This window comes from Pseudomonas sp. BF-R-24 (assembly GCF_019947335.1).
Classification (GTDB): Bacteria; Pseudomonadota; Gammaproteobacteria; order Pseudomonadales; family Pseudomonadaceae; genus Aquipseudomonas; species Aquipseudomonas jessenii.
Genome location: NZ_JAGYGG010000018.1, coordinates 101,531 through 124,744, shown reverse-complemented (window position 1 = coordinate 124,744; position 23,214 = coordinate 101,531). Strand labels below are relative to the sequence as shown.

General features: G+C 60.7%; 19 protein-coding genes, 1 other RNA gene and 1 pseudogene. 9 read left to right on the top strand and 12 right to left on the bottom strand.

Annotated features, from left to right (window positions below):
* Positions 1–142 precede the first annotated feature (142 nt).
* The 3 genes from ligA to ffs all read left to right on the top strand — a co-directional run bounded on the left by ligA (position 143) and on the right by ffs (position 4,027).
* Positions 143–2,500 carry an NAD-dependent DNA ligase LigA gene (gene ligA / locus KGA98_RS16280; RefSeq protein ID WP_223502793.1) on the top strand — a complete coding sequence of 786 codons (2,358 nt, stop codon included), beginning with the start codon at positions 143–145 and terminating at the stop codon, positions 2,498–2,500.
* Positions 2,501–2,652: 152 nt separating this feature from the next.
* A complete protein-coding gene (locus KGA98_RS16275; protein ID WP_223502792.1) occupies positions 2,653–3,819 on the top strand; it encodes a putative zinc-binding metallopeptidase in 1,167 nt (388 codons plus the stop codon).
* 111 nt (positions 3,820–3,930) lie between these two features.
* Positions 3,931–4,027, top strand: an RNA gene (ffs, locus tag KGA98_RS16270) — signal recognition particle sRNA small type.
* Between the two features lie 60 nt (positions 4,028–4,087).
* Here ffs and KGA98_RS16265 read toward each other — a convergent pair.
* On the bottom strand, positions 4,088–4,885 hold the full coding sequence (locus KGA98_RS16265) for a substrate-binding periplasmic protein (RefSeq protein ID WP_223502791.1): 798 nt from the start codon (positions 4,883–4,885) through the stop codon (positions 4,088–4,090).
* 123 nt (positions 4,886–5,008) lie between these two features.
* Here KGA98_RS16265 and dnaX point away from each other — a divergent pair, with 123 nt between their 5' ends.
* From dnaX to KGA98_RS16240, 5 genes are all read left to right on the top strand, one after another.
* Positions 5,009–7,090, top strand: a complete 2,082-nt coding sequence (dnaX, locus tag KGA98_RS16260) for a DNA polymerase III subunit gamma/tau (protein WP_223502790.1) — start codon at positions 5,009–5,011, stop codon at positions 7,088–7,090.
* Between the two features lie 67 nt (positions 7,091–7,157).
* Positions 7,158–7,496, top strand: coding sequence for a YbaB/EbfC family nucleoid-associated protein (locus KGA98_RS16255; protein ID WP_007971455.1), 339 nt, complete (start codon positions 7,158–7,160; stop codon positions 7,494–7,496).
* A 276-nt stretch (positions 7,497–7,772) separates the two neighbouring features.
* A complete protein-coding gene (locus tag KGA98_RS16250; RefSeq protein ID WP_223502789.1) occupies positions 7,773–8,804 on the top strand; it encodes an NADP-dependent oxidoreductase in 1,032 nt (343 codons plus the stop codon).
* 79 nt (positions 8,805–8,883) lie between these two features.
* Positions 8,884–9,486, top strand: coding sequence for a recombination mediator RecR (gene recR, locus KGA98_RS16245; protein WP_150812392.1), 603 nt, complete (start codon positions 8,884–8,886; stop codon positions 9,484–9,486).
* A gap of 183 nt (positions 9,487–9,669) precedes the next feature.
* Positions 9,670–10,818 carry an acyl-CoA dehydrogenase family protein gene (locus tag KGA98_RS16240; RefSeq protein WP_150812393.1) on the top strand — a complete coding sequence of 383 codons (1,149 nt, stop codon included), beginning with the start codon at positions 9,670–9,672 and terminating at the stop codon, positions 10,816–10,818.
* Positions 10,819–10,946: 128 nt separating this feature from the next.
* On the opposite strand, the gene KGA98_RS16235 is transcribed toward KGA98_RS16240, so the two are convergent.
* The 9 genes from KGA98_RS16235 to KGA98_RS16195 form a co-directional block, all read right to left on the bottom strand.
* A complete protein-coding gene (locus KGA98_RS16235; RefSeq protein ID WP_027921719.1) occupies positions 10,947–11,495 on the bottom strand; it encodes an adenine phosphoribosyltransferase in 549 nt (182 codons plus the stop codon).
* A gap of 80 nt (positions 11,496–11,575) precedes the next feature.
* Positions 11,576–12,310, bottom strand: a complete 735-nt coding sequence (gene fnr / locus KGA98_RS16230; RefSeq protein WP_223502788.1) for a fumarate/nitrate reduction transcriptional regulator Fnr — start codon at positions 12,308–12,310, stop codon at positions 11,576–11,578.
* A 90-nt stretch (positions 12,311–12,400) separates the two neighbouring features.
* Entirely contained in the window at positions 12,401–13,783 is a 1,383-nt protein-coding gene (gene hemN, locus KGA98_RS16225) for an oxygen-independent coproporphyrinogen III oxidase (protein ID WP_223502796.1), read from the bottom strand.
* A gap of 200 nt (positions 13,784–13,983) precedes the next feature.
* Positions 13,984–14,667, bottom strand: a complete 684-nt coding sequence (locus tag KGA98_RS16220; RefSeq protein WP_154946542.1) for a sulfite exporter TauE/SafE family protein — start codon at positions 14,665–14,667, stop codon at positions 13,984–13,986.
* Positions 14,660–14,878 (bottom strand): cbb3-type cytochrome oxidase assembly protein CcoS, encoded by a 219-nt coding sequence (gene ccoS, locus KGA98_RS16215; protein ID WP_056721958.1) that lies wholly within the window; start codon positions 14,876–14,878, stop codon positions 14,660–14,662. The genes KGA98_RS16220 and ccoS overlap by 8 nt, the downstream gene beginning before the upstream one ends.
* 22 nt (positions 14,879–14,900) lie before the next feature.
* Positions 14,901–17,354, bottom strand: coding sequence for a heavy metal translocating P-type ATPase (locus tag KGA98_RS16210; protein WP_223502787.1), 2,454 nt, complete (start codon positions 17,352–17,354; stop codon positions 14,901–14,903).
* A gap of 154 nt (positions 17,355–17,508) precedes the next feature.
* On the bottom strand, positions 17,509–18,048 hold the full coding sequence (locus KGA98_RS16205; protein WP_057715675.1) for a FixH family protein: 540 nt from the start codon (positions 18,046–18,048) through the stop codon (positions 17,509–17,511).
* Positions 18,049–18,059: 11 nt separating this feature from the next.
* Positions 18,060–19,475, bottom strand: coding sequence for a cytochrome c oxidase accessory protein CcoG (ccoG, locus tag KGA98_RS16200; RefSeq protein WP_090454077.1), 1,416 nt, complete (start codon positions 19,473–19,475; stop codon positions 18,060–18,062).
* 255 nt (positions 19,476–19,730) lie between these two features.
* Positions 19,731–20,729, bottom strand: coding sequence for a metallophosphoesterase family protein (locus KGA98_RS16195; protein WP_150812398.1), 999 nt, complete (start codon positions 20,727–20,729; stop codon positions 19,731–19,733).
* Positions 20,730–20,979: 250 nt separating this feature from the next.
* On the opposite strand from KGA98_RS16195, the pseudogene KGA98_RS28690 reads away from it, so the two are divergent.
* Positions 20,980–21,984, top strand: a pseudogene (locus KGA98_RS28690) (metallophosphoesterase family protein).
* 70 nt (positions 21,985–22,054) lie between these two features.
* On the opposite strand, the gene ccoP reads toward KGA98_RS28690, so the two are convergent.
* Both ccoP and KGA98_RS16180 read right to left on the bottom strand, forming a co-directional pair.
* Positions 22,055–23,032 (bottom strand): cytochrome-c oxidase, cbb3-type subunit III, encoded by a 978-nt coding sequence (gene ccoP, locus KGA98_RS16185; RefSeq protein WP_150812399.1) that lies wholly within the window; start codon positions 23,030–23,032, stop codon positions 22,055–22,057.
* Positions 23,029–23,214 (bottom strand): CcoQ/FixQ family Cbb3-type cytochrome c oxidase assembly chaperone, encoded by a 186-nt coding sequence (locus tag KGA98_RS16180; RefSeq protein WP_003175465.1) that lies wholly within the window; start codon positions 23,212–23,214, stop codon positions 23,029–23,031. Before KGA98_RS16180 ends, ccoP begins: the two co-directional genes overlap by 4 nt.

The following is a 23,214-nucleotide window of genomic DNA, read 5'->3' as shown; positions in this document are numbered from 1 at the left end:
AACTCGGGCTGGTCTCAATACTGGACACGATAACCCGGCTTAACCGCTTAACCTGAACCGCCGTATACGGAACCGTACGTACGGTGGTGTGAGAGGACGGCGGATGTAAATCCGCCTCCTACTCGATTATGAGAGAACACCCATGACCGCCGCCAAGAACCGTATTTTAGAGCTGCGCGCTGAGCTGGATCAGCACAACTATCGTTACCACGTGCTCGACGAACCGAGCATTCCGGACGCCGAGTACGACCGCTTGTTCAGCGAGCTCAAGGCTCTGGAAGCGGCCAATCCCGAACTGATCACCAGTGACTCGCCAACCCAGCGAGTGGGCAGCGCGGCGCTGTCGGCGTTTACCCAGGTGCGTCACGAAGTGCCGATGCTCAGTCTCGGCAACGCCTTCGAAGAAACCGACATGCGTGAGTTCGACCGCCGGGTGACCGAAGGCCTGGACCTGCCGGCGGGCGACCTGTTCGGTGGCGGCGCAACCGTTGAATATAGCTGTGAGCCCAAGCTTGATGGGCTGGCCGTCAGCCTGCTGTATCAGGATGGCGTGCTGGTGCGCGGCGCGACCCGCGGCGATGGCACCACCGGCGAAGACATCAGCGTCAACGTGCGCACCGTACGCAACATTCCGCTCAAGTTGCACGGCACCGGCTGGCCTGCGACCCTGGAAGTGCGCGGCGAAGTGTTCATGTCCAAGGCCGGTTTCGAGCGGCTCAACGCCACGCAACTGGAAGTCGGCGGCAAGACCTTCGCCAACCCGCGCAACGCGGCGGCGGGCAGTTTGCGCCAGCTGGACTCGAAGATCACCGCCAATCGCCCGCTGGAGTTCTGCTGCTACGGCATCGGCCAGGTGTCGGCGGACATCGCCGATACGCACATCGGTAATTTGCAGCAACTCCAGGCCTGGGGCATGCCGATCAGTCATGAGTTGAAACTGGCGCACGGCATCGCCGAGTGCCTGGATTACTACCGTGACATCGGTGAGCGTCGTAGCGCGCTGCCGTATGAAATCGACGGCGTGGTGTTCAAGGTCAACAGCATTGCCTCCCAGCGCGAACTGGGTTTCCGCGCCCGCGAACCGCGCTGGGCCATCGCCCACAAATTCCCGGCGATGGAAGAACTCACCGAGCTGCTCGATGTGGAATTCCAGGTCGGCCGCACCGGGGCGGTGACGCCGGTGGCGCGTCTGAAACCGGTCAAGGTCGCGGGCGTCACGGTGGCCAACGCCACCTTGCACAACATGGACGAAGTCGCGCGCCTGGGCCTGATGATCGGCGACACGGTGATCATCCGCCGTGCCGGTGACGTGATTCCGCAAGTGGTGCAAGTGGTCATGGAGCGTCGTCCGGAAAACGCCCGACCAGTACAGATTCCCGAGCAATGTCCGGTGTGCGGTTCCCATGTCGAGCGCACGCAACTGATCAAGCGCAGCAAAGGCCGCGAGACGGTCAGCGAAGGCGCGGTGTATCGCTGCGTCGGGCGTCTTGCCTGCGGTGCACAATTGAAGCAGGCGATCATTCACTTCGTGTCGCGACGTGCGATGGACATCGAAGGTTTGGGCGACAAGAGTGTCGAGCAATTGGTGGATGAGGGCCTGGTAAGTTCGCCGGCCGATCTCTACGCGCTCAAGTTCGAAGACATTGTCGATCTTGAAGGTTTTGCCGAGGTATCGAGCAACAAGCTGCTCAGTGCCATAGAAGACAGCAAGAAACCTGGCCTGGCGCGATTCATCTACGCCCTCGGGATTCCTGATGTCGGCGAGGAGACAGCCAAGGTGCTGGCACGCTCCCTGGGTTCGCTGGAGCGGGTGCAGCAGGCCTTGCCGCAGGTGCTGACGTACTTGCCGGATGTTGGCCTGGAAGTCGCGCATGAGATCCACAGCTTCTTCGAGGATGCGCATAACCGGCAGGTGATCGCTGATTTGCTCAAGCATGGTTTGCAGATTCAGGATCAGGGCGAATTGGGCGCCGAGTTTTCGGCGAGCACCACGCTGGGTGGTTTCCTCGACAAGCTGCATATTCCATTGGTCGGTCCAGGGGGCGCGCAGAAACTGGCGGACAAATTCGGCTCGCTGCAGGCGGTGATCGGCGCGGACTGGCTGGACATGCGCCAGGCGCTGCCGGAGAAACAGGCCAATTCCGTGCGTGAGTTCTTTGCGGTCGAGGCCAATCGCCAATTGGCCGAAGCGGCCGAAAAACAACTGGCCGATTTCGGCATGCATTGGCAGAGCGAGAAGAAGGTCGTCGAAGGCTTGCCGCTGGCCGGGCAGACCTGGGTGCTGACCGGCTCGCTGGAGCTGATGAGTCGCGATGTGGCCAAGGACAAACTCGAAAGCCTCGGTGCCAAGGTAGCGGGCTCCGTATCGGCCAAGACTCATTGTGTGGTGGCTGGACCGGGTGCCGGTTCGAAGTTGACCAAGGCCAATGAGCTGGGGTTGAAGGTGCTGGGTGAAGAGGCGTTTGTCGAGTTTCTGCGCAAGCACGATATTTCGGTGTGAAGCCTTCGCGAGCAAGCCCGCTCCCACATTAGACCGCATTCCTCTGTGGGAGCGGGCTTGCTCGCGAAGGCGATTTCAGCAGCCCCGCAGAAAGCGGGAACGATCACCTCTCGGGAATGATCTAGTCTTGGCAAGCCCAGGGAGAGATCGCCATGTACCGTTTCTTCGAACAGCTCAGCTCGCGCATCGCCGCGCCGTTCATGGGCGAAAGTTCGCGCAACAGCAAGGTCTGGCCGTGTCGTTGCGGGCAGTCGCTGTTTTTTCGCAACAGTCAGTGCCTGGCCTGTTCGGCGGCGTTGGGTTATCAGCCGGAGCAAAGCTGTTTATCTTCGCTGCAACCGGCTGAATACCCCGACACCTGGTTGCTCGACGCCGATCCTGAGGCTGGTGCGGTCCGCCGCTGCGCCAATCTCGATTCACCTGCGGCGTGTAATTGGCTGCTCCCAGCCAATCATCACGAAACCTTGTGCATGGCTTGTAGCTTGAATCGCACGATTCCTGACCTGTCGATCACAGAAAACCACGAGCGCTGGCGCAAGGTGGAAACCGCCAAGCGGCGTCTGGTGGCGCAACTGCTCAGCCTGGGGTTACAGGTGATTCCCAAAACCGTCGATGAAGACACGGGCCTTGCCTTCGATTTCATCGGCGTGGACCTCGAAGGCAAACCGCCCACTACCGGGCACGCCAATGGCCTGGTCACCCTCGATATCAAGGAAGCCGACGATGCGCACCGCGAGCAGGTGCGGGTGCAAATGCACGAACCCTATCGCACGCTGCTCGGGCATTTTCGTCACGAAGTCGGGCACTACTACTGGGATCGATTGATCGCCCATGGCCAGTGGCTTGAGCCTTTTCGCGGATTGTTCGGCGATGAGCGCGCCAGCTATGCCGAAGCCCTCGAGCGGCATTATCAGCAGGGAGCACCGCTCGACTGGCAGCAGCACTGCGTCAGCGCCTACGCCACCATGCACCCGTGGGAAGACTGGGCGGAAACCTGGGCGCATTACCTGCACATGATGGATGCGGTGGACACCGCGCTGGGGTTTGGCATGAGTGCCCGGGAAATGGACTTCGACTATCAGCCGTTTCCGCCTCAAACCCTTTACGATCCGCAGCATCCCGGCGGCGCGGCGTTCCTGTCGTTCGTCAATGCCTGGATCGAACTGGCGGGCATGCTCAACGAATTGTCACGCAGCATGGGGCAGCCGGATTTCTATCCGTTCGTCCTGCCGCCATCCGTCATTGCCAAGCTGCACTTTATTCACCTGGTGATTCAGCAGGAGGGCGGCAGGGCGGACGAGGTGCTTGAGGCGCAATAGCAAGTGCTTGAAGCTCCTCATGTTTTTAATCCGAAACCAACGGTTGTAACTTCGCCTCAGATAGGTACAATGGCGCGGCTCGCCGACAGGTGAGCGTCGTTATGGTGACCCTATCGGTCCCCCCGCAACGATCAGCCGTGAACCCGGTCAGGCCTGGAAGGGAGCAGCCGCAGCGGTGACATTGTGTGCCGGGGTGTGGCTGGTAGGGTTACCACCTTAACGCCACGCGAGTGTTTTCTCGCGTTATCTTTCTGAATTAAGACTTTCGCTAGCTGCCAGGATCTTGTCCAGGGCGGTTTTTTGCCGTTTGCGGTTTATCCACAGCCGCAGGCTCGCCACCGATATACAGCCGAACAACCTCATCGATCTCCCCGGACATCTTCATCCGCGCCAGGGTGCGCAGGATGCTCTGCACCGGGATCTTCGGGTCGTTGCGGACGTAGCAACCGATTTGGTTTTCCTGCAGCACTGCCACGCCTTGCAGTTGCTGCTCCGGCAGCAGGCGGTGATTGAACCAGTCCAGGCTCCATTGATTGCTGACGGCATAGCGATTGCGGCCGGCCAGGAGCTTTTCCAGCACTTGTTCCTGATTGCGTGCGTCGTCGCGCTGCAGTTGGCCGGTGTCGAACAGCGGTTGCAGGGTCGGGTAGCTGTAACCGAGCACGGTGCCAATGGGCTGTTGCGGTAAGTCGGCGGGGTTGACTGCGCCGGGCGGCGCATGCCGGGTGATCAACACGTCAGGTTGAATGAAGAGCGGGATGCTCCAGAGATAATCGTCAGGCCGATCGGGCAGCCACGATTGCGCGGCATAACAGCGGACATCGACCTCGCCTTGCTCCATGGCGTTTTCCACCCGCCCGCGGGGCAATACATGGAATTCGGCCGGCACGCCGACCTGGGTCGCGAGGCTGAGCATCACGTCATGCAGGATGCCCTGGGTCGGTTTGCCCCGTTCAAGCTGCACCATGGGCATGGTCCAGCTGTCGGATATCACGAAGCGCAGCGGTGCTTGCGCAGCCACGCCGTCCAGGCTGATCAACAGCAATGCCCCCAAGGCCAGCCGCATAAACACTCCGTTAAAAGCCTCCGATGTGCAGCTTAGCCACAATACACGAGCGCACCGGATGCAATTTGTCCCTTGCTCCGCTAGCATTAGCCGCTTCTGCTTCCTTCGCTGCGACGGTTTTCGATGAGTTATCAGGTTCTTGCACGTAAATGGCGTCCGCGCTCGTTCCGCGAAATGGTCGGCCAGACCCATGTGCTCAAGGCTCTGATCAATGCCTTGGACAGCCAGCGGCTGCACCACGCCTACCTCTTTACCGGTACCCGTGGGGTCGGCAAGACCACCATCGCGCGAATTATTGCCAAATGCCTTAACTGCGAGACAGGTATCACTTCGACCCCCTGTGGCGAGTGTTCGGTGTGTCGCGAAATCGACGAAGGCCGCTTTGTCGACCTGATCGAGATCGACGCCGCGAGCCGCACCAAGGTCGAAGATACCCGCGAATTGCTCGACAACGTGCAGTACGCCCCGAGCCGCGGGCGCTTCAAGGTCTACCTGATCGACGAAGTGCACATGCTCTCCAGCCATTCCTTCAACGCACTGCTCAAAACCCTCGAAGAGCCGCCACCGTACGTCAAGTTCATCCTGGCGACCACTGACCCGCAGAAACTTCCTGCAACGATTCTGTCGCGGTGCCTGCAGTTCTCCCTGAAGAACATGACGCCGGAACGCGTTGTCGAGCACCTGACCCACGTCCTGGGTGTCGAGAACGTGCCGTTCGAAGACGATGCGCTGTGGCTGCTGGGCCGTGCCGCCGACGGGTCGATGCGTGATGCCATGAGCCTGACCGACCAGGCGATTGCCTTCGGTGAAGGCAAGGTCATGGCCGCCGACGTGCGGGCGATGCTCGGGACCCTCGATCACGGGCAGGTCTACGACGTCCTGCATGCCCTGATCGAAGGCGATGCCAAGGCGTTGCTCGAAGCCGTCCGCCACCTGGCCGAGCAAGGCCCGGACTGGAGCGGCGTGCTTTCGGAAATTCTCAATGTGCTGCACCGCGTCGCCATCGCCCAGGCCTTGCCGGAAGGTGTCGACAACGGTCACGGCGACCGTGATCGCGTGTTGGCACTGGCCCAGGCGTTGCCGGCCGAAGACGTGCAGTTCTACTACCAGATGGGCCTGATCGGGCGCCGCGACCTGCCGCTGGCGCCGGATCCCCGGGGCGGTTTTGAAATGGTGTTGCTGCGGATGCTGGCGTTCCGGCCCGCAGACACCGCGGATGCCCCGAGGCAACCGCTAAAGCCAGTGGGGATCAGCCAGGCCACAGTTGATTCCGCAAACTCAGTGGCTGCCGCGCCGGTTGTTGCGCCGGTAGTCGCTGCGGCCGTTGCACCGATAGCGGCTGCGCCAGTGGCAGCTCCAGCGCCTGCACCGGAACCGGTTGCGCCGGTCGTTGTGCCAGAACCTGCGCCTGTGCCTGTGGTTGAAGCGGTCGTGGTCGAAGAGGTTGTCGACCTGCCGTGGAATGACCCGGTCGAGCCAGCGCCCGTCCAGCAACCGGCGGCAGAGCCGGTGCTGGAAACCGCCAGCGAACAACCCGAATTACCGCCAATGCCGTTGCCGACGCCGGACAGCGTGGTGCCGGACGCCCCGGAGTGGGCCGCCGCGCCGATCCCGGAACCTTCGGTGGTCGACGTCGATGCCGCGACGCCGGGCATGGACCTGGATGACGAGCCGCCGCTGGACGAGGATTACATCGAGCCGGACATGGATTCGGCCTACAGTTACCTCGACGAGCTGGCCAGCGAGCATGCCGCCGACCCGGCTCCGGAGCCCGAGCCTGAGCCCGCCGCGATGCCGGCCACCGGTCTGGCCCTGCAATGGCTGGAGCTGTTCCCGAAATTGCCGATCTCCGGCATGACCGGCAGTATCGCCGCCAACTGCACGCTGATCGCGGTCGATGGCGACAATTGGCTGATGCACCTGGACCCGGCCCACAGTGCCTTGTTCAACGCCACGCAACAGCGTCGCCTCAACGATGCGCTGAACCAGTATCACCAGCGCACGCTGACCCTGAGCATCGAGCTGATCAAGCCCGAGCAGGAAACCCCGGCACAAGCGGCTTCGCGCCGCCGCGCCAACCGTCAGCGCGAGGCGGAGGAATCGATCCACGGTGATCCGTTCATCCAGCAAATGATGCAGCAGTTCGGTGCGGTGGTCCGTAACGATACTATTGAACCTGTCGACGCCCTGATCACTCAGGGCTAATAACTGAAGGCACCTGGCCGCATGGGCCGGGCGCTGTTTTAATCCAAGTACTTTTGAGGTGATTACCATGATGAAAGGTGGCATGGCCGGCCTGATGAAGCAGGCGCAGCAGATGCAGGAAAAAATGGCCAAGATGCAGGAAGAACTGGCCAACGCCGAAGTCACCGGTAAGGCCGGTGGCGATATGGTCACCGTGGTGATGACCGGTCGTCATGACGTCAAGAGCGTGACCATCGACCCAAGCCTGGTCGAAGGCATGAGCGAAGACGACAAGGAAATGCTGGAAGCGGTCATCGCATCCGCGGTCAACGATGCCGTGCGCAAGATCGAAGCCAACAGCCAGGACAAAATGGGCAGCATGACTGCCGGCATGCAACTGCCGCCGGGCATGAAACTGCCATTCTGATTCGCCTTCAGGCGGCAGATGAGCTACAAAAATGCCAGGCATTGCGCCTGGCATTTTTGTTTTCGGCATTGGAGATGTAGTGTCTGGAATGCCGTCATCGCGAGCAAGCTCGCTCCCACAGGGGATTGCATTCCAAATGTGGGAGCGGCGGTGCGGCGATCCGACTTGCTCGCGAAGAAGTCGCCTCGGTCTTGCTGAATAAACATCGAACGCCATACCGCCACAAAGGTCTGCTCCCTACCTCACAGAACCTCATCGATCACAGGAGACGCTGCCATGTCCGACCCCCTGACCCTCAATCAACGCATTGTCCTGGCTTCTCGCCCGGTGGGCGCGCCAACGCCGGAAAACTTCCGTATGGAGCGGGTGGCGCTACCGGACCTGGCCGACGGTCAGGTGCTGCTCAAGACGGTTTTCCTGTCGCTGGATCCCTACATGCGCGGACGCATGAGTGACGCACCTTCCTACGCCGCACCGGTGGAAATCGGCGAAGTCATGACCGGGGGCGCTGTCAGCCGGGTCGAGCGGTCGCTCAATCCGAAGTTTCAGGAAGGTGATCTGGTGGTGGGTGCCACCGGTTGGCAAAGCCACAGCATCAATGACGGTCGCAGCATCATTCCGATTCCCGCGCTGCTAAGCCCTTCGATGGCTCTCGGGGTACTGGGTATGCCGGGCATGACTGCGTACATGGGCCTGATGGACATCGGCCAGCCGAAGGCTGGCGAAACCCTGGTGGTTGCAGCGGCGTCCGGGGCGGTGGGCTCGGTGGTCGGCCAGGTGGCGAAGATCAAGGGGCTGCGCGTGGTCGGTGTGGCGGGTGGAGCGGAAAAGTGCCGTTATGTGGTCGACGAGTTGGGTTTCGACGCCTGCATCGACCACAAGAGCCCGGACTTTGCCGACGAACTGGCGCAAGCCTGTCCCAAGGGCATCGACATCTATTATGAAAACGTCGGCGGCAAGGTATTCGACGCCGTGGTGCCATTGCTCAATCCCAAGGCACGGATTCCGCTGTGTGGCTTGATCGCGTCCTATAATGCCCATGAGGCGCCGAGCGGCCCGGATCGCCTGCCACTGTTGCAGCGCACCCTGTTGACCAAGCGAGTGCGCATCCAGGGCTTCATCGTGTTCGATGACTATGGTGATCGCCAGCCGGAATTCCTCAGTGCCATGGCGCCCTGGGTACGCGATGGCAAGGTGAAGTTCCGCGAAGACGTGGTCGATGGCCTGGAACAGGCGCCTGATGCGTTCATCGGCCTGCTGGAAGGGCGCAACTTCGGCAAGTTGGTGGTTCGGGTTTCCCGGGACTGAGTAATTGACGCTGCAATTTGACGCTCAACCGAGGCGCGGGTATAAACCGCGTCTCGTTGTTTTGTCGGACTTTTCCACCATGAGCTTCAGCCCTTTGATTCGCCAACTGATCGACGCCCTGCGAATTTTGCCAGGCGTGGGTCAGAAAACCGCCCAGCGCATGGCGTTGCAGTTGCTCGAGCGTGACCGCAGCGGCGGCTCGCGCCTGGCGCTGGCCCTGAGCCAGGCCATGGAAGGGGTCGGTCACTGCCGCTTGTGCCGTACGTTGACGGAAGATGATCTGTGCCCGCAATGCGCCGATACCCGTCGCGACGACACCCTGCTCTGCGTGGTGGAAGGGCCGATGGACGTCTATGCGGTGGAGCAGACCGGTTTTCGCGGGCGCTATTTCGTGCTCAAGGGCCATCTGTCGCCGCTCGACGGCTTGGGGCCGGATGCCATCGGCATTCCGCAGTTGATGGCACGGATCGAAGAGGCCGGCACCTTCACCGAAGTCATTCTGGCCACCAACCCGACCGTGGAAGGTGAAGCCACGGCGCACTACATCGCCCAATTGCTCAGCAGCAAAGGCCTGATCGCCTCGCGCATCGCCCATGGCGTACCGCTGGGTGGCGAACTGGAGCTGGTGGATGGCGGGACGCTGGCGCATTCGTTTGCCGGGCGTAAGCCGATTTCGCTCTGAGTTGTGCGGTGTCTTTGCTGACGCCTTCGCGAGCAAGCCCGCTCCCACATTTGGAATGCAATCCCCTGTGGGAGCGGGCTTGCTCGCGAAGGGCGCACCTCGGTGTCGCTGATTCACACAATCCTGTTGAAAACCAAGCAAGCGCTCGGTTAACTTCACTGACCCCTTCAGTGGAGCTCGCCGATGCCTGCCTTTCAGGAATACTTCGACCCCAGCCACCAATTGGTCCGTGACAGCGTCAGACGTTTCGTCGAGCGCGAGATTCTTCCCGACATCTCGCAGTGGGAAGAAGCCGAAAGCTTTCCTCGCGAGCTCTACCTCAAGGCCGGCGCGGCGGGGATTCTCGGCATCGGGTACCCGGAGGCCTACGGAGGCAGCCACGAAGGGGATCTGTTCGCCAAGGTTGCCGCCAGTGAAGAGTTGATGCGCTGCGGCTCAGGCGGGTTGGTCGCCGGCCTGGGGTCGCTGGATATCGGCTTGCCGCCCATCCTCAAGTGGGCCCGACCCGAAGTGCGGGATCGAGTGCTGCCCCAGGTGCTGTCGGGAGAGAAGATCAGCGCCCTGGCCATCACCGAGCCTGGCGGTGGCTCCGACGTCGCAAACCTGCAAACCCGAGCGGTGCGCGACGGCGATTTCTACCGGGTCAGTGGCAGCAAGACCTTTATCACCAGCGGCGTGCGCGCGGATTTCTACACGGTTGCCGTGCGAACGGGCGAACCGGGTTTCGGTGGCATCAGCCTGTTACTGATCGAGAAGGGCACACCGGGATTCACCGTAGGACGGCAGCTGAAGAAAATGGGCTGGTGGGCGTCAGACACGGCTGAACTGTTCTTCGATGATTGCCCAGTGCCCGCAGGAAACCTGATCGGCGCCGAGAACATGGGCTTCGCCTGCATCATGGGCAACTTCCAGAGCGAGCGCCTGGCCCTGGCATTGATGGCCAACATGACCGCACAGCTTGCGCTGGAAGAGAGCCTGAAATGGGCGCGCCAGCGCGAAGCCTTTGGCAAACCGATCGGCAAGTTTCAGGTGATCAAGCATCGCCTCGCCGAGATGGCGACCGCGCTGGAGGTGTCCCGGGAGTTCACATACCGCCAGGCCGCGAAAATGGCAGCGGGGCAGAGTGTGATCAAGGAGATTTCCATGGCCAAGAATTTTGCGACAGATACTGCGGACCGGATCGTGAACGATGCGGTGCAGATACTCGGTGGGCTGGGTTACATGCGCGAGAGTCTGGTGGAGCGGCTGTACCGCGATAACCGGATCCTGTCGATTGGCGGCGGGACGCGGGAAGTGATGAACGAGATCATCAGCAAGCAGATGGGGCTGTAATCGGCGGTGTGGCGGCTGACGCCATTCGCGAGCAAGCCCGCTCCCACACTTGACTGCGTACTGTCAGGAAGAATGCAATTCACTGTGGGAGCGGGCTTGCTCGCGAAGGCGTCAGTACAGGCGCCAGATTATTTATCAGTCAACGCAAACTGCGTCAGGCAGAACGTAGGAATGCCCATGTCTTCCAGGCGCTGCGAGCCACCCAGCTCCGGCAGATCGATGATCGCCGCCGCTTCATGCACCCGGGCGCCCATGCGGCGGATCAGGTTGGCGGCGGCAATCAGGGTGCCGCCGGTGGCGATCAGGTCATCGAACATCACCACCGAATCCCCCTCGCACAGGCTGTCGGCGTGCACTTCCAGGAAGGCTTCGCCGTATTCGGTCGCATAGCCCTCGGCCAGCACGTCGGCTGGCAGCTTGCCTTGCTTGCGGAACAGCACCAGCGGCTTGTTCAACTGATAGGCCAGTACCGAACCGATCAGGAAGCCACGGGCGTCCATCGCGCCGATGTGGGTGAAGTCAGCCTCGACATAACGGTGGGCGAAGCTGTCCATCACCAGGCGCAGGGCCGTGGGCGACTGGAACAGCGGGGTGATATCGCGAAAGATCACGCCCGGTTTCGGGAAGTCGATGACAGGGCGGATGAGGGATTTGATGTCGAAGGAGTCGAAGACCATCGTCGTGGTGTCCTGGCAGGGCTGCAAACGACGCAGTATAACGGCGGCTGAACCGTTTCGCTCAGCCGCAACGTTTTGTTTCAGCCTTCCAGTGAGCCACCGGCCAGGGCGCACAGCTGGATCGGGTCGATAATCCGGATTTCCTTGCCTTCTGCCGCAATCAGCTCGTTTTGCTGGAAGCGGGTAAAGACGCGGGACACGGTTTCCACCGCCAGGCCCAGGTAGTTGCCGATTTCGTTACGCGACATGCTCAGGCGGAACTGATTGGCGGAAAAACCCCGGGCGCGGAAACGTGCCGAAAGGTTGACCAGGAAGGTGGCGATGCGTTCGTCGGCGGTCTTTTTCGACAACAGCAGCATCATCTGCTGGTCGTCACGGATTTCGCGACTCATCACCCGCATCAGCTGACGGCGCAATTGCGGCAATTGCAGGGCCAGTTCGTCGAGACGTTCGAAAGGAATTTCACACACCGAGGTGGTTTCCAGGGCTTGTGCCGACACAGGGTGCTTTTCAGTGTCCATGCCCGACAGACCGACCAGTTCGCTGGGCAGGTGGAAGCCGGTGAGCTGTTCTTCACCGGTGTCGCTCAGGCTGAAGGTCTTGAGGGCGCCAGAACGGACCGCGTAGACAGAATTGAAGGTATCGCCCTGACGGAACAGAAATTCGCCTTTTTTCAGCGGTCGGCCACGTTTGACGATTTCGTCCAGCGTATCCATGTCTTCCAGATTCAGCGAAAGTGGCAGGCAAAGAGGGGCCAGGCTGCAATCCTTGCAATGGGCTTGATTATGAGCGCGCAGTTTTACTGGCTCGGACATTTCTTCAATCCTTGTGGGAATTCACACATAAGACGTAAGGGTAACTCACCATAGGATATCGAGGCCAGTCTGGGGCGCTAGCTTGCAGAATTAGATTACCCGTGAAAATCGCTGGCGACTGTGTTGTTCCAGGTACGCGTCGAACACCATGCACACCGAGCGCACCAACAGTCGCCCTGCGGGCAGGATGGTGATCCTGTCGCGATCGAGTTCGATCAGCCCGTCTTTGGCCATATCCTGCAGTTGAGGCCAGAGTTCGCCGAAGTGGCCTTGGAAATCGATGTTGAAGGCCTGCTCGATGTCAGCGTATTCGAGACTGAAATTGCAGATCAATTGCTGGATGACCGCACGCCGCAGCCGGTCATCGGCATTGCACAGCAGGCCGCGGCTGGTGGCCAGTTGCATGGATGCGAGTGCGTTCTGGTACTGGTTCAGGTCGCTGCTGTTCTGGCAGTACAGGTCGCCGATCTGGCTGATCGCCGACACGCCGAGGCCGATCAGATCGCAATGACCGTGGGTGGTGTAGCCCTGGAAATTGCGTTGCAGGGTCGATTCTTCCTGGGCAATCGCCAGTTCATCGTCGGGCAGGGCGAAGTGGTCCATGCCGATGTAGCGGTAACCGGCGCCGATCAGTTGCTCGATGGTGCGCTGCAGCATTTCCAGTTTCTGCGCCGGTGTCGGCAGTTCATCGCTGTTGATGCGCCGCTGCGGCATGAAGCGTTCTGGCAGGTGGGCGTAGTTGAACACCGATAGTCTGTCCGGTTGCAGGCGGATGACCTCTTCCACGGTGCGGGCGAAATTCTCCGGTGTCTGTCTCGGCAGGCCGTAGATCAGGTCGATATTGATCGAGCGAAACTGCAAGGTGCGGGCGGCATCGATCACCGCGCGGGTTTCTTCCAGGCTTTGCAGGCGATTGACTGCACGTTGCACGGCCGGGTCGAGGTCTTGCAGGCCGATGCTGACCCGATTGAAACCCAGTTCCCGCAGCAGGCCCATGGTCGACCAGTCGGCCTCGCGCGGGTCGATCTCGATACCGTAGTCGCCGGAGTCGTCGTCCAGCAAATTGAAGTGTTTGCGCAAATGCGCCATCAACTGGCGCAGTTCGTCGTGGCTGAGAAAGGTCGGTGTGCCGCCACCGAAGTGCAGTTGCTCGACTTTCTGCGTAGGGTCGAGGTGGCAGGCGATCAACTGGATTTCCTGTTCCAGTCGCTGCAAGTACGGCTGCGCCCGCCCGCGATCCTTGGTGATGACCTTGTTGCAGGCGCAGTAATAGCAAATGTTCGCGCAGAACGGCACGTGCACATACAGCGACAACGGCCGTTGGGCTTTGCGGCTGTCGCGCAGGGCATGAAACAGGTCGAAGGTGCCGACCTGGCTGTTGAATTGCACGGCGGTCGGGTATGAGGTGTAGCGTGGTCCCGCCAGGTCATAACGGCGGATCAGATCGGTGTCCCAACGAATGGCGTCGAGCATCATGCGGGCATTCCCCCGGATAGGCTGGCAGTGTCAGCCACTTTATGCGAGGGCGGGGTGGGGCATCTTGATTTGCATCAAGGTCAGAATCTTTGTCGTTTGTGAGGGCCTCATCGCGAGCAAGCTCGCTCCCACAGGTTTTGTGTACACAGCGACTCCCCTGTGGGAGCGAGCTTGCTCGCGATGGGCGCGCCGCCGGTTTAATGCCCCATCAACCAATGCTGATGCGGCCCCGGCAACGTCCAGATGCCAAACAACATCACCAGCATCCCACCCGCCATCCGCACGCTGCGCTTGCGCAACAGTGCGGTGATGCGCTCGGCGGCAAGGCCTGTCGCCAGCAGCACCGGCCAGGTGCCGAGCCCGAACGCGAGCATCAACAATGCGCTGTCCAGCGCGTTGCCCTGGCTGGCCGACCATAACAAGGTGCTGTAGACCAGGCCGCACGGCAGCCAGCCCCACAGCGCGCCCAACAGCAGCGCACGCGGAACGTTCGACACCGGCAGCAACCGGTTGGCGACTGGCTGGATATGCCGCCACAGACCTCGACCGAGGCTTTCGATACGGGTCAGGCCGCTCCACCAGCCGGCCAGGTACAGGCCCATGGCAATCAGCAGCAAGCCGGCGAGGATGCGCAGGAACATCGCCGCCGGGCTGCTGGCCACGGCCCATCCGGCCAGGCCGATCAGCAGTCCGGCACAGGCATAGCTCAGAATCCGGCCCAGGTTATAGGCCAGCAGCAGACGAAAGCGGCGGCTGCGTTGCTCCTTGGGAATCGCCAGGGTCAGCGCGCCCATCAAGCCGCCGCACATGCCCAGGCAATGGCCGCCGCCGAGCAAGCCGAGGATCACCGCAGACACCAGCAGTGGCGTCAATTCAAGCATGGGGTGGGGCCTTGTCGTCCGTTTTGGCCGGTTGGCCGCTGGCCTCGTCGACGGCGGCGGTGTGGTTCGGGTCCTGGTCGTCGAACAGGATGCTGTGGGCCGGGCCGTCAAGGTCGTCGTACTGACCGCTGTCCACCGCCCAGAAGAAGATATAGACGGCGATGGCCACGATCAGCAGCGCAGCGGGAATCATCACGTAAAGAGCTGGCATCTGGACTCCATGCCCGCGCGGCTCAGGCCGGCAGCGGGCGGGTTTCTGGCGTGGTGCCGGGGGCGGGCGCGCTCGGCATGCGAGTCAGGCGCAGCGCGTTCAGCACCACGGTCAACGAACTGATCGACATGCCCACCGCCGCCCATACCGGAGTGATCCAGCCGAGGGCGGCGAAGGGCAACATGAGGCCATTGTACAACCCGGCCCACAGAAGGTTCTCGATAATGACCCGACGGGTGCGCCGCGCCAGGCTGAAGGCTTGCACCAGCGCGTCGAGGCGGTTGGACAGCAGCACGGCGTCGGCACTGGTTTTCGCCAGGTCGGTGGCCGAGCCCATGGCGACGCTGATATCCGCAGCCGCCAGCACCGGCACGTCATTGACCCCGTCGCCCAGCATCAACACCTTGCGACCTTCCTTGTGCAGTTGTTGCAGGACCTGCAGTTTATCGTCCGGACGCAAGCCGCCGCGGGCTTCATCGATACCCAGTTCCGCCGCCACGCTGGCGACCATCGGCGAGCTGTCGCCGGACAGCAGCAGCGTGCGCCAGCCACGGGCCTTGCACGCGGCGAGCAGCGCGGGCGCATCGGCACGCAAGCGATCATCGAGGACGAGCCAGGCCAGCGGTCCCTCGCTGTCGCCCAGTAGCAGCCATTGGCCGGGTTCTTCGGGCATCGATGACACCATGGCGCCGCTGAGTTCGCAGACAAAACCCGGTTGGCCGATACGCAGACGCCGCCCATCAACCAGCCCCTCCAGGCCAAGGCCCGGTGTGCTGTGGACTTCTTCGGCAGCCGTCGGCGCACGACCGAAAGCGCGGGCGATCGGATGTTCGGAGCGGTTTTCCAGGGCGGCGGCGAGGCTCAGGCATTGATCGCTGTCGAGCGCGCCGAGGGGGCGGATCGAGCGCAGCGCCAGGCGTCCTTCGGTGAGGGTGCCGGTCTTGTCGAAAATTACCGTGTCGATCTGGTTCAGGCCTTCCAGCACATGGCCGCGGGTCAGCAACAGACCGAGTTTGTGCAGTGTGCCGGTGGCGGCGGTGAGGGCGGTCGGCGTCGCCAGCGACAAGGCGCACGGGCAGGTCGCCACCAGCATCGCCAGCACGATCCAGAAGGCTCGCGAGGCATCCAACTGCCACCACAACAGGCCAATCGCGGCGGCAGCGATCAGCGACAACAACAGGAACCATTGCGCGGCGCGGTCGGCGATTTCCGCCAGGCGCGGTTTTTCGGCCTGGGCGCGATCGAGCAGGCGCACGATGGCCGAGAGGCGAGTGTCCTGGCCCAGGGCCTGGACCTCGACGGTCAGTGCGCCTTCGACGTTCATTGTGCCGGCGGTGACCGCGTCGCCGAGGGTGCGTGGTTGCGGCAGGTATTCGCCGGTCAGCAGTGACTCGTCGACACTCGACTGGCCGTCGAGGATCTTGCCGTCAGCCGGGAGAATGGCGCCCGGATGAACCAGCACCTGATCGCCGACACGCAGTTCACTGAGCAGAATGCGTTCGCTCTGGCCGTCGGCTGTCAATCGCAGGCACGAGGCGGGCAATAGATTCACAAGCTGCGCGGTGGCGGCGGCGGTGCGCTCGCGGGCGCGGCGTTCCAGATAACGCCCGGCCAGCAGGAACAGGGCAAACATGCCGACGGCATCGAAATACAGTTCGCCGACCCCGGTGATGGACGTCCAGATCCCGGCGATGTAGGCGCTGCCGATGGCCAGCGACACCGAAACGTCCATGGTCAGGTGGCGGGTGCGCAGATCGCGCATGGCGCCTTTGAAGAACGGCGCGCAGCTGTAGAACACAATCGGGGTGGTGAGGAACAGCGCGACCCAGCGCAGGATGGTGTGCAGTTCGGGGCTGAGGTCGATGTTGAATTCAGGCCAGGTGGCCATGGTTGCCATCATCGCCTGGAACCACAGCAGACCGGCCACGCCGAGCTGGCGCAGGGCCAGGCGGTTTTCGCTGGCCAGTTGTTCGCTGGCCCGGTCGGCCTGATACGGGTGTGCGGCGTACCCGATGTGACGCAGTTCGCTGAGGACCTGGCTCAGCGGCAACTGCCCATCGGCCCAGCGTACGTGCAGGCGATGGTTGGACAGGTTCAGGCGCGCTTCGGCTACCGCCGGCATGGTGCGCAGGTGTTTTTCGATCAGCCAGCCGCAGGCCGCGCAGCTGATGCCTTCCATCAGCAGCGTGGTTTCGGCCAGTTCGCCATCGTGGCGGACAAAGGGCTGCTGCACATCGGCGCGGTCGTACAGCGCCAGTTCATCCACCAGTTGCACCGGCAGCGCTTCAGGGTTGGCCGAGGCTTCGCTGCGGTGCTGGTAATAGCTTTCCAGGCCACCGGCGACAATGGCCTCGGCCACGGCCTGGCAACCCGGGCAGCAGAATTCGCGGGTTTGCCCCAGGACCGCAGCGGTGAAGCGGCTGCCGGCCGGGACGGGCAGGGCGCAGTGGTAGCAGGGGAGTGGGGTGGTGGTCATGGAGTATTCACTAGTACTGCTGAATCTCTATCGTCGGATAGGGCCTCATCGCGAGCAAGCTCGCTCCCACAGGGATCATGGGTGTACTCAGGTTCTGAGCACGGCGGTGATCAACTGTGGGAGCGAGCTTGCTCGCGATGCGCGAAGCGCGCTTTTACTTCTTCAGGTCTTCAGCACCTTGCAGCGGTTCGTCACCCAGCAACAGATCCTTGTCATGGCTGACCGGTTCCTCTTCGAACATGCGCCAGATGTGCTCGTCCTGAGTGCCAAGCAACTCGACAAAACGCCGGCCTTCGATCTTGTCGCTCAACTGGCCGATGTAGCGGCCCTGTTCGGTTTCGCTGCGGGTCAGGGTGATCTTGCGATCCTTTTCCGGCTGGGTCGGCGAGATCAGGTTCAGCTCCAGGGTCTTGGGCTGGCTGTCGCCGCTCAGGCGCAGGTCAACTTCGCCAGTCATGCCGTCGAGATGAACGCTGGCGCGCATTTTCAGGGTCTGGGCCAGCAGCTCACGGTCGAGGGAGCGGTTGATGCCTTTGCCGGCCTCGTAGTAGTTGTCGTTGACCAGGTTGTCCGGGTTGTTCACCGCGATGGTCACCATGGACAAGGTCAGGGCCACCGAGCAGGCCAGGATCCCGATGATGATCCACGGCCAGAGGTGCTTGTACCAGGGGCTTGCGGCATTTGCTGCGGGCATGTTCAGTTCTCTCAACGATTCTGTGGGCCGATGAACCGGCTCTTGGCTTCAATGTGGACGCTGTCGTCATCGGCGTCCTTGAGGATGAATTTCACCTCGTTGGTGCTCGACGGCAGTTTTTCCGGTGCAACGGACAGCTCGGCAGGCTGGCTGACGATCTCGCCGGCCGCGACCTTGATCTCGCGTCGACCCTGCAATTTGAGATCCGGCAGGCCGGATGCTTCGAGCAGGTAGGTATGGTCGCGCTGGTCTTTGTTCATGATTTTCAGGCTGTAGACGTTTTCGATCCGGCCTTCGGCGTTCTCGCGGTACAGCACGCGGTCCTTGCTGACATCGAAACCCACCAGCGCACGCATGAAGAATGCCGTCACCAGCAGGCTGATCATCGCCAGCAGCACAATGGCATAGCCAATCAGGCGCGGGCGCAGTTTATGGGTTTTCTGTCCGGACAGGTTGTGCTCGGTGGTGTAGCTGATCAGTCCGCGCGGGTAGTCCATCTTGTCCATGATGGCGTCGCAGGCATCGATGCAGGCGGCGCAACCGATGCATTCGATTTGCAGGCCGTCGCGGATGTCGATGCCCGTCGGGCAGACCTGGACGCACATGGTGCAGTCGATGCAGTCACCCAGGCCCTGGGCCTTGTAGTCGATACCTTTTTTACGCGGTCCACGGCCTTCGCCACGGCGCGGATCGTAGGAAACGATCAGGGTGTCCTTGTCGAACATCACGCTCTGGAAGCGTGCGTACGGGCACATGTAGATGCACACCTGTTCGCGCAACCAGCCGGCGTTGCCGTAAGTGGCGAGGGTGAAGAAACCGACCCAGAAGTACGACCAGCCATCCGCCTGGCCGGTGAAAAATTCGAATACCAGTTCGCGGATCGGCGAGAAGTAGCCGACGAAGGTCATGCCGGTAACGAAGCCGATCAACAGCCACAGGCTGTGTTTGCTGAACTTGCGCACGAACTTGTTAGCGCTCATCGGCGCCTTGTCGAGCTTGATGCGTTGGTTGCGGTCACCTTCGGTGACTTTTTCGCACCACATGAAAATCCAGGTCCAGACGCTTTGCGGGCAGGTATAGCCGCACCAGACCCGTCCGGCGTACACGGTGATGAAGAACAGGCCGAAGGCGGCAATGATCAACATGCCGGACAGCAGAATGAAATCCTGAGGCCAGAAGGTGGCGCCGAAAATGAAGAACTTGCGCTCCGGCAGGTTCCACCACACGGCCTGATGACCGCCCCAGTCCAGCCACACCGTGCCGAAATACAGCAGGAACAACAGGGCTCCGCCGGTCATCCGCAGGTTGCGAAACAGGCCGGTGAAGGCGCGGGTGTAGATTTTTTCCCTGGAGGCGTAGAGGTCGACGCTGTTGTTCGCGTTCTTGGTGGGTGGAGTGACGTCGTGTACCGGAATCTGGTTGCTCATCATTGCATCCCACGGCAGTGGAAAAATGCCTCGGTCAGTACGTGCCGACCGCGGTCAAAAAGGGGTGTTGCAGTGGCGCAATGATACGCCTGTCGCTCTAGCCTGCGGGTGCGACCTTTGGTCGCGTTGGGAGAAAGCCGCGGATGGTGTAGCGAATGTAACAAAACATGATGCAGGTCAATTGACATCCGCAGTATAGCTGCCCGGTTGTCGGGCATCGACGCCATCAGGTCCTCCGATGGCGTCGCGGCGGTTTTATTTAACCGGAACGGTATGGCTGGCAACCGGATTGCGCCAGTCATTGCCGGCGATGACGTTGACGGTGAGGTGCTTTCTGTCGGGGGAAAAACTGGCCGACAACCAGCTTTGCCTGGTCGCCGAGCCACTCATGAAGAGTGGCGTATCACCATAGATGTAGTTGCTGGCCGGGTACCTTCCGTTCTGCCTGTTTGCATCGGCGGAAAACACGGCGGTCACGCGATAGTCCTCGAGCATCCGGGAAAACCTCATGATTTCGCGCTCCTGGACCGGCCAGTTAAACGGCTGGTGCAAGTTCAGCAGAATGATTTTGCCCTGGGCACGAGCACGTTGCAGGTCGCGCTCCAGCCAGTCCAGTGAGGCGCTGATCTCGTAGGCGGTCGTATTGAAAAGCGACTGAGTGGAAAAGTTGACGGAGTACGTGGGCTCGTTGTGCAGTTGGACCAGGTGAACATCGCCGTAGTCCCTGGAATACGCTAGGCTGCCGTACCAGGTCTTCGTGAAAACAGATGCCCTGGCGGAAAGGTCCATGGTGGCGACTTTGCCCCAGTAGCGATTCTTCAGGTCTTCGACGCTCCCGGCGGCGCAATCGGGGCAAGCTGCGACATTGAAGTCATAGTCGTGATTGCCCAGGCCAAAGTCGTAAAGGTTGTTGAGTTTGTCTTGCAGTACCGAATGGACGTAGGCGCGTTCTCCGGGATGCCCGGAAGCGGTCAGGTTGCCGTTGATCATCACCGGGACGGTGGCAGCTCCCCCAAGTTGGTTCCTGAAGTCGGCGATGCTGCTGTACTGGGCGTTGATCAGCCATTTTGATCGCGCTTCCTTGTCGGCTGCGGATTCGTGTTCTTTGTTATCGGATTTTTCACTGGAGGGATACTTCGGTTCCGCAGCAAACACCAGGTGTTGTGGCTGGGATTGGCTGGCCATCGAGTACATGACGGGAACACCGGTCAATACCAGTAAGAAAAGTAGTTTGCAGCTATTTGAAATGCTCATGGAAGTCCATTTCCGTTTTGTTGAAGTTGGTTGTCTTACAGTTCGGGGGTTGTCGAAATAGGTGAGTGTATGTGGCGGTTTTTGCCGAAGCAATCTGGCGTTGATGTTTAGTTGATAAGACATGTTTCCGCGATTGACTGGAAATTTGCTCTATTGGTTTTGTTGTTTGGTTTATTTGTGTGGTTGATTAGTGTCTGGCGGGACGCCGCTACTGCGGAGTAACTATTAATCGTTGATGAAATGGATTTTTATGAACTTACATGGAAAATATGGTCTGCTGGTGGCGACTGCATTCTCGTTGCTATGTCCCCTGCTCCTTGCCGTTGCAGCAACCGAAACACCGAAGCATCTGGTTCTGGTCTCGGATCCGCAGTACCCCTGGACCGATCTCACCGATGAAGGACTTCCAGGCAACGATGCGCGTGCGAAGGAGTTGGTAGAGTTGCAATATTCCGACATTGCAGATTTCAGGAGGCACAATGGCGGTGCATCCCGTATACCCGTGATGATCAATGGCGATATCACGGCGTTCGGTCATGGTGGTGAACGCTCGTATATGAAAGAGGTATTCGAGAGGAAACTTGAAGGTGTTTATGATTATGGGCTGGGTAATCATGATTACGCGAATAACGTTGACGACTGTTTTCTGAATAATTGCGCCGCGGGCAGTATCGTCGAACTCAAGGAACGTTATTGGGGGAAGGCCGATTCAATGGATCTTGGAATTAGAAGCTCAGGTCTGGGGAAGATTTATTATGGCAGTCTTGCCTATTCGAAGAACTTCGGTGATGTGCATATGGTGCAGTTGCATAACGAACCGACCTAAGCTGTGGAGTTTTCGTCCGGAAATCCACTGGGACCGACCGCTTTTGAGATCACGCCTGCACTCGATTGGCTTGAGCGGGATTTAAGAAGTGCCCGCCAGCAGGGCAAGATCATTATTCTTAATATGCACAAGGTGTATGACTGGAAAGGAACGAGTGAGCAGATCGCCAGGTTTCAGCAGATGATCGAAACGTACCGGGTGACGGCGATTTTTGGTGGACACGATCACTGGGGTGCCGGCAGCTGGTTCGATTGGGGAAAATCTGAGCGTTTTGGTTATGTGCCCGTATTTCTTAGCGGTTCGGCTTCTCAGCAAACGTATCTTATTGCCAGCTTTTCCGATGATAAGCAGTCGCTCGCCATTAGCGTTGTTAGAGGCAATAACTGGCCAAGTCGCAAGGTCGTCCAGACGATACCGGTCATGAAATAGGTATCAAGAACAAAACGGCCCCGCCAATTCACATTGGCGGGGCCGTTTTTTGTTGCTTCAAGCGTTTGCCTTACTCGGCGTCCGCTGCCTTCTCACCGTGAGACAGGCTGTAGACGTAAGCGGCCAGCAGGTGAACCTTGTCGTTACCCTGCATTGCCTCTTGCGCAGGCATCTGGCCCTGACGGCCGTAACGGATGGTCTGCTGCAGTTGAGCGAAGCTCGAGCCGTAGATGAACGCTGCCGGGTGAGTCAGGTCAGGTGCGCCCATCGCTGGCGTACCCTTGCCTTCCGGACCGTGGCACGCCACGCAGTTGGTGGCGAACAGTTTCTGCCCGGCAACCGGGTCGGCCTTGGCGCCTTCCGGCAGCTTGCGGCCATCGAGGTTGGTCAAGACAAACGCGGCCACGTCGGCCACGCCTTGCTCGCCGATCACTTCAGCCCACGCAGGCATCACCGCGTGACGGCCGCCCATGATGGTGGTCTTGATGGCTTGCGCGTCGCCGCCCCAGCGCCAGTCGGCGTCGGTCAGGTTAGGGAAGCCGTAGGCGCCCTTGGCGTCGGAACCGTGGCAAACCGAGCAGTTGGAGGCGAACAGGCGGCCACCCATCTTCAGGGCTTGCGGGTCCTTGGCCACTTCTTCGATTGGCATGGCCGCGAACTTGGCGAAGATCGGACCGAACTTGGCGTCCGACCTGGCCATTTCCTTTTCCCACTCGTGAACGCCGGTCCAGCCGGTCTGGCCGTTGGCGAACGGGGTCTGCTTCTCGTTGTCGAGGTAGCCATAACCCGGCAGCAGGCCTTTCCAGTTACCCAGGCCCGGATACAGAACCAGGTAGCCCAGTGCGAAGATGATGGTGCCCACGAACAGCATGAACCACCATTTCGGCAGCGGGTTGTCGTACTCCTCGATGCCATCGAAGGAGTGCCCGACGGTCTCGTCTGTCTGTTCGGTGCGCTGGCCCTTGCGGGTCGACAGCAGCAGCCAGGTCAGGGAAAAGATCGTACCGAGACTGAGGACTGTGACGTACAGACTCCAGAATGTAGTCATTCTTTGTTACTCCTAGAAGCTTGCTCGACGTGCTTGATGGCTTCGGGATCATCCGCAAAAGGCAGCAAGGTCGCGTCTTCAAACTCAGACTTGCGCTTGGGGCTGAATACCCACAGCGCCAGACCGATGAAGGCCACCATCACAACGACGGTGCCCAGGCCACGAATCATCCCGATATCCAT

Excerpts from the sequence above, each read along its gene's own strand:
- ligA (WP_223502793.1), top strand. The coding sequence starts at position 143 with ATGACCGCCGCCAAGAACCGTATTTTAGAGCTGCGCGCTGAGCTGGAT.
- KGA98_RS16275 (WP_223502792.1), top strand. The coding sequence starts at position 2,653 with ATGTACCGTTTCTTCGAACAGCTCAGCTCGCGCATCGCCGCGCCGTTC.
- KGA98_RS16265 (WP_223502791.1), bottom strand. The coding sequence starts at position 4,885 with ATGCGGCTGGCCTTGGGGGCATTGCTGTTGATCAGCCTGGACGGCGTG.
- dnaX (WP_223502790.1), top strand. The coding sequence starts at position 5,009 with ATGAGTTATCAGGTTCTTGCACGTAAATGGCGTCCGCGCTCGTTCCGC.
- KGA98_RS16255 (WP_007971455.1), top strand. The coding sequence starts at position 7,158 with ATGATGAAAGGTGGCATGGCCGGCCTGATGAAGCAGGCGCAGCAGATG.
- KGA98_RS16250 (WP_223502789.1), top strand. The coding sequence starts at position 7,773 with ATGTCCGACCCCCTGACCCTCAATCAACGCATTGTCCTGGCTTCTCGC.
- recR (WP_150812392.1), top strand. The coding sequence starts at position 8,884 with ATGAGCTTCAGCCCTTTGATTCGCCAACTGATCGACGCCCTGCGAATT.
- KGA98_RS16240 (WP_150812393.1), top strand. The coding sequence starts at position 9,670 with ATGCCTGCCTTTCAGGAATACTTCGACCCCAGCCACCAATTGGTCCGT.
- KGA98_RS16235 (WP_027921719.1), bottom strand. The coding sequence starts at position 11,495 with ATGGTCTTCGACTCCTTCGACATCAAATCCCTCATCCGCCCTGTCATC.
- fnr (WP_223502788.1), bottom strand. The coding sequence starts at position 12,310 with ATGTCCGAGCCAGTAAAACTGCGCGCTCATAATCAAGCCCATTGCAAG.
- hemN (WP_223502796.1), bottom strand. The coding sequence starts at position 13,783 with ATGCTCGACGCCATTCGTTGGGACACCGATCTGATCCGCCGTTATGAC.
- KGA98_RS16220 (WP_154946542.1), bottom strand. The coding sequence starts at position 14,667 with ATGCTTGAATTGACGCCACTGCTGGTGTCTGCGGTGATCCTCGGCTTG.
- ccoS (WP_056721958.1), bottom strand. The coding sequence starts at position 14,878 with ATGCCAGCTCTTTACGTGATGATTCCCGCTGCGCTGCTGATCGTGGCC.
- KGA98_RS16210 (WP_223502787.1), bottom strand. The coding sequence starts at position 17,354 with ATGACCACCACCCCACTCCCCTGCTACCACTGCGCCCTGCCCGTCCCG.
- KGA98_RS16205 (WP_057715675.1), bottom strand. The coding sequence starts at position 18,048 with ATGCCCGCAGCAAATGCCGCAAGCCCCTGGTACAAGCACCTCTGGCCG.
- ccoG (WP_090454077.1), bottom strand. The coding sequence starts at position 19,475 with ATGAGCAACCAGATTCCGGTACACGACGTCACTCCACCCACCAAGAAC.
- KGA98_RS16195 (WP_150812398.1), bottom strand. The coding sequence starts at position 20,729 with ATGAGCATTTCAAATAGCTGCAAACTACTTTTCTTACTGGTATTGACC.
- ccoP (WP_150812399.1), bottom strand. The coding sequence starts at position 23,032 with ATGACTACATTCTGGAGTCTGTACGTCACAGTCCTCAGTCTCGGTACG.
- KGA98_RS16180 (WP_003175465.1), bottom strand. The coding sequence starts at position 23,214 with ATGGATATCGGGATGATTCGTGGCCTGGGCACCGTCGTTGTGATGGTG.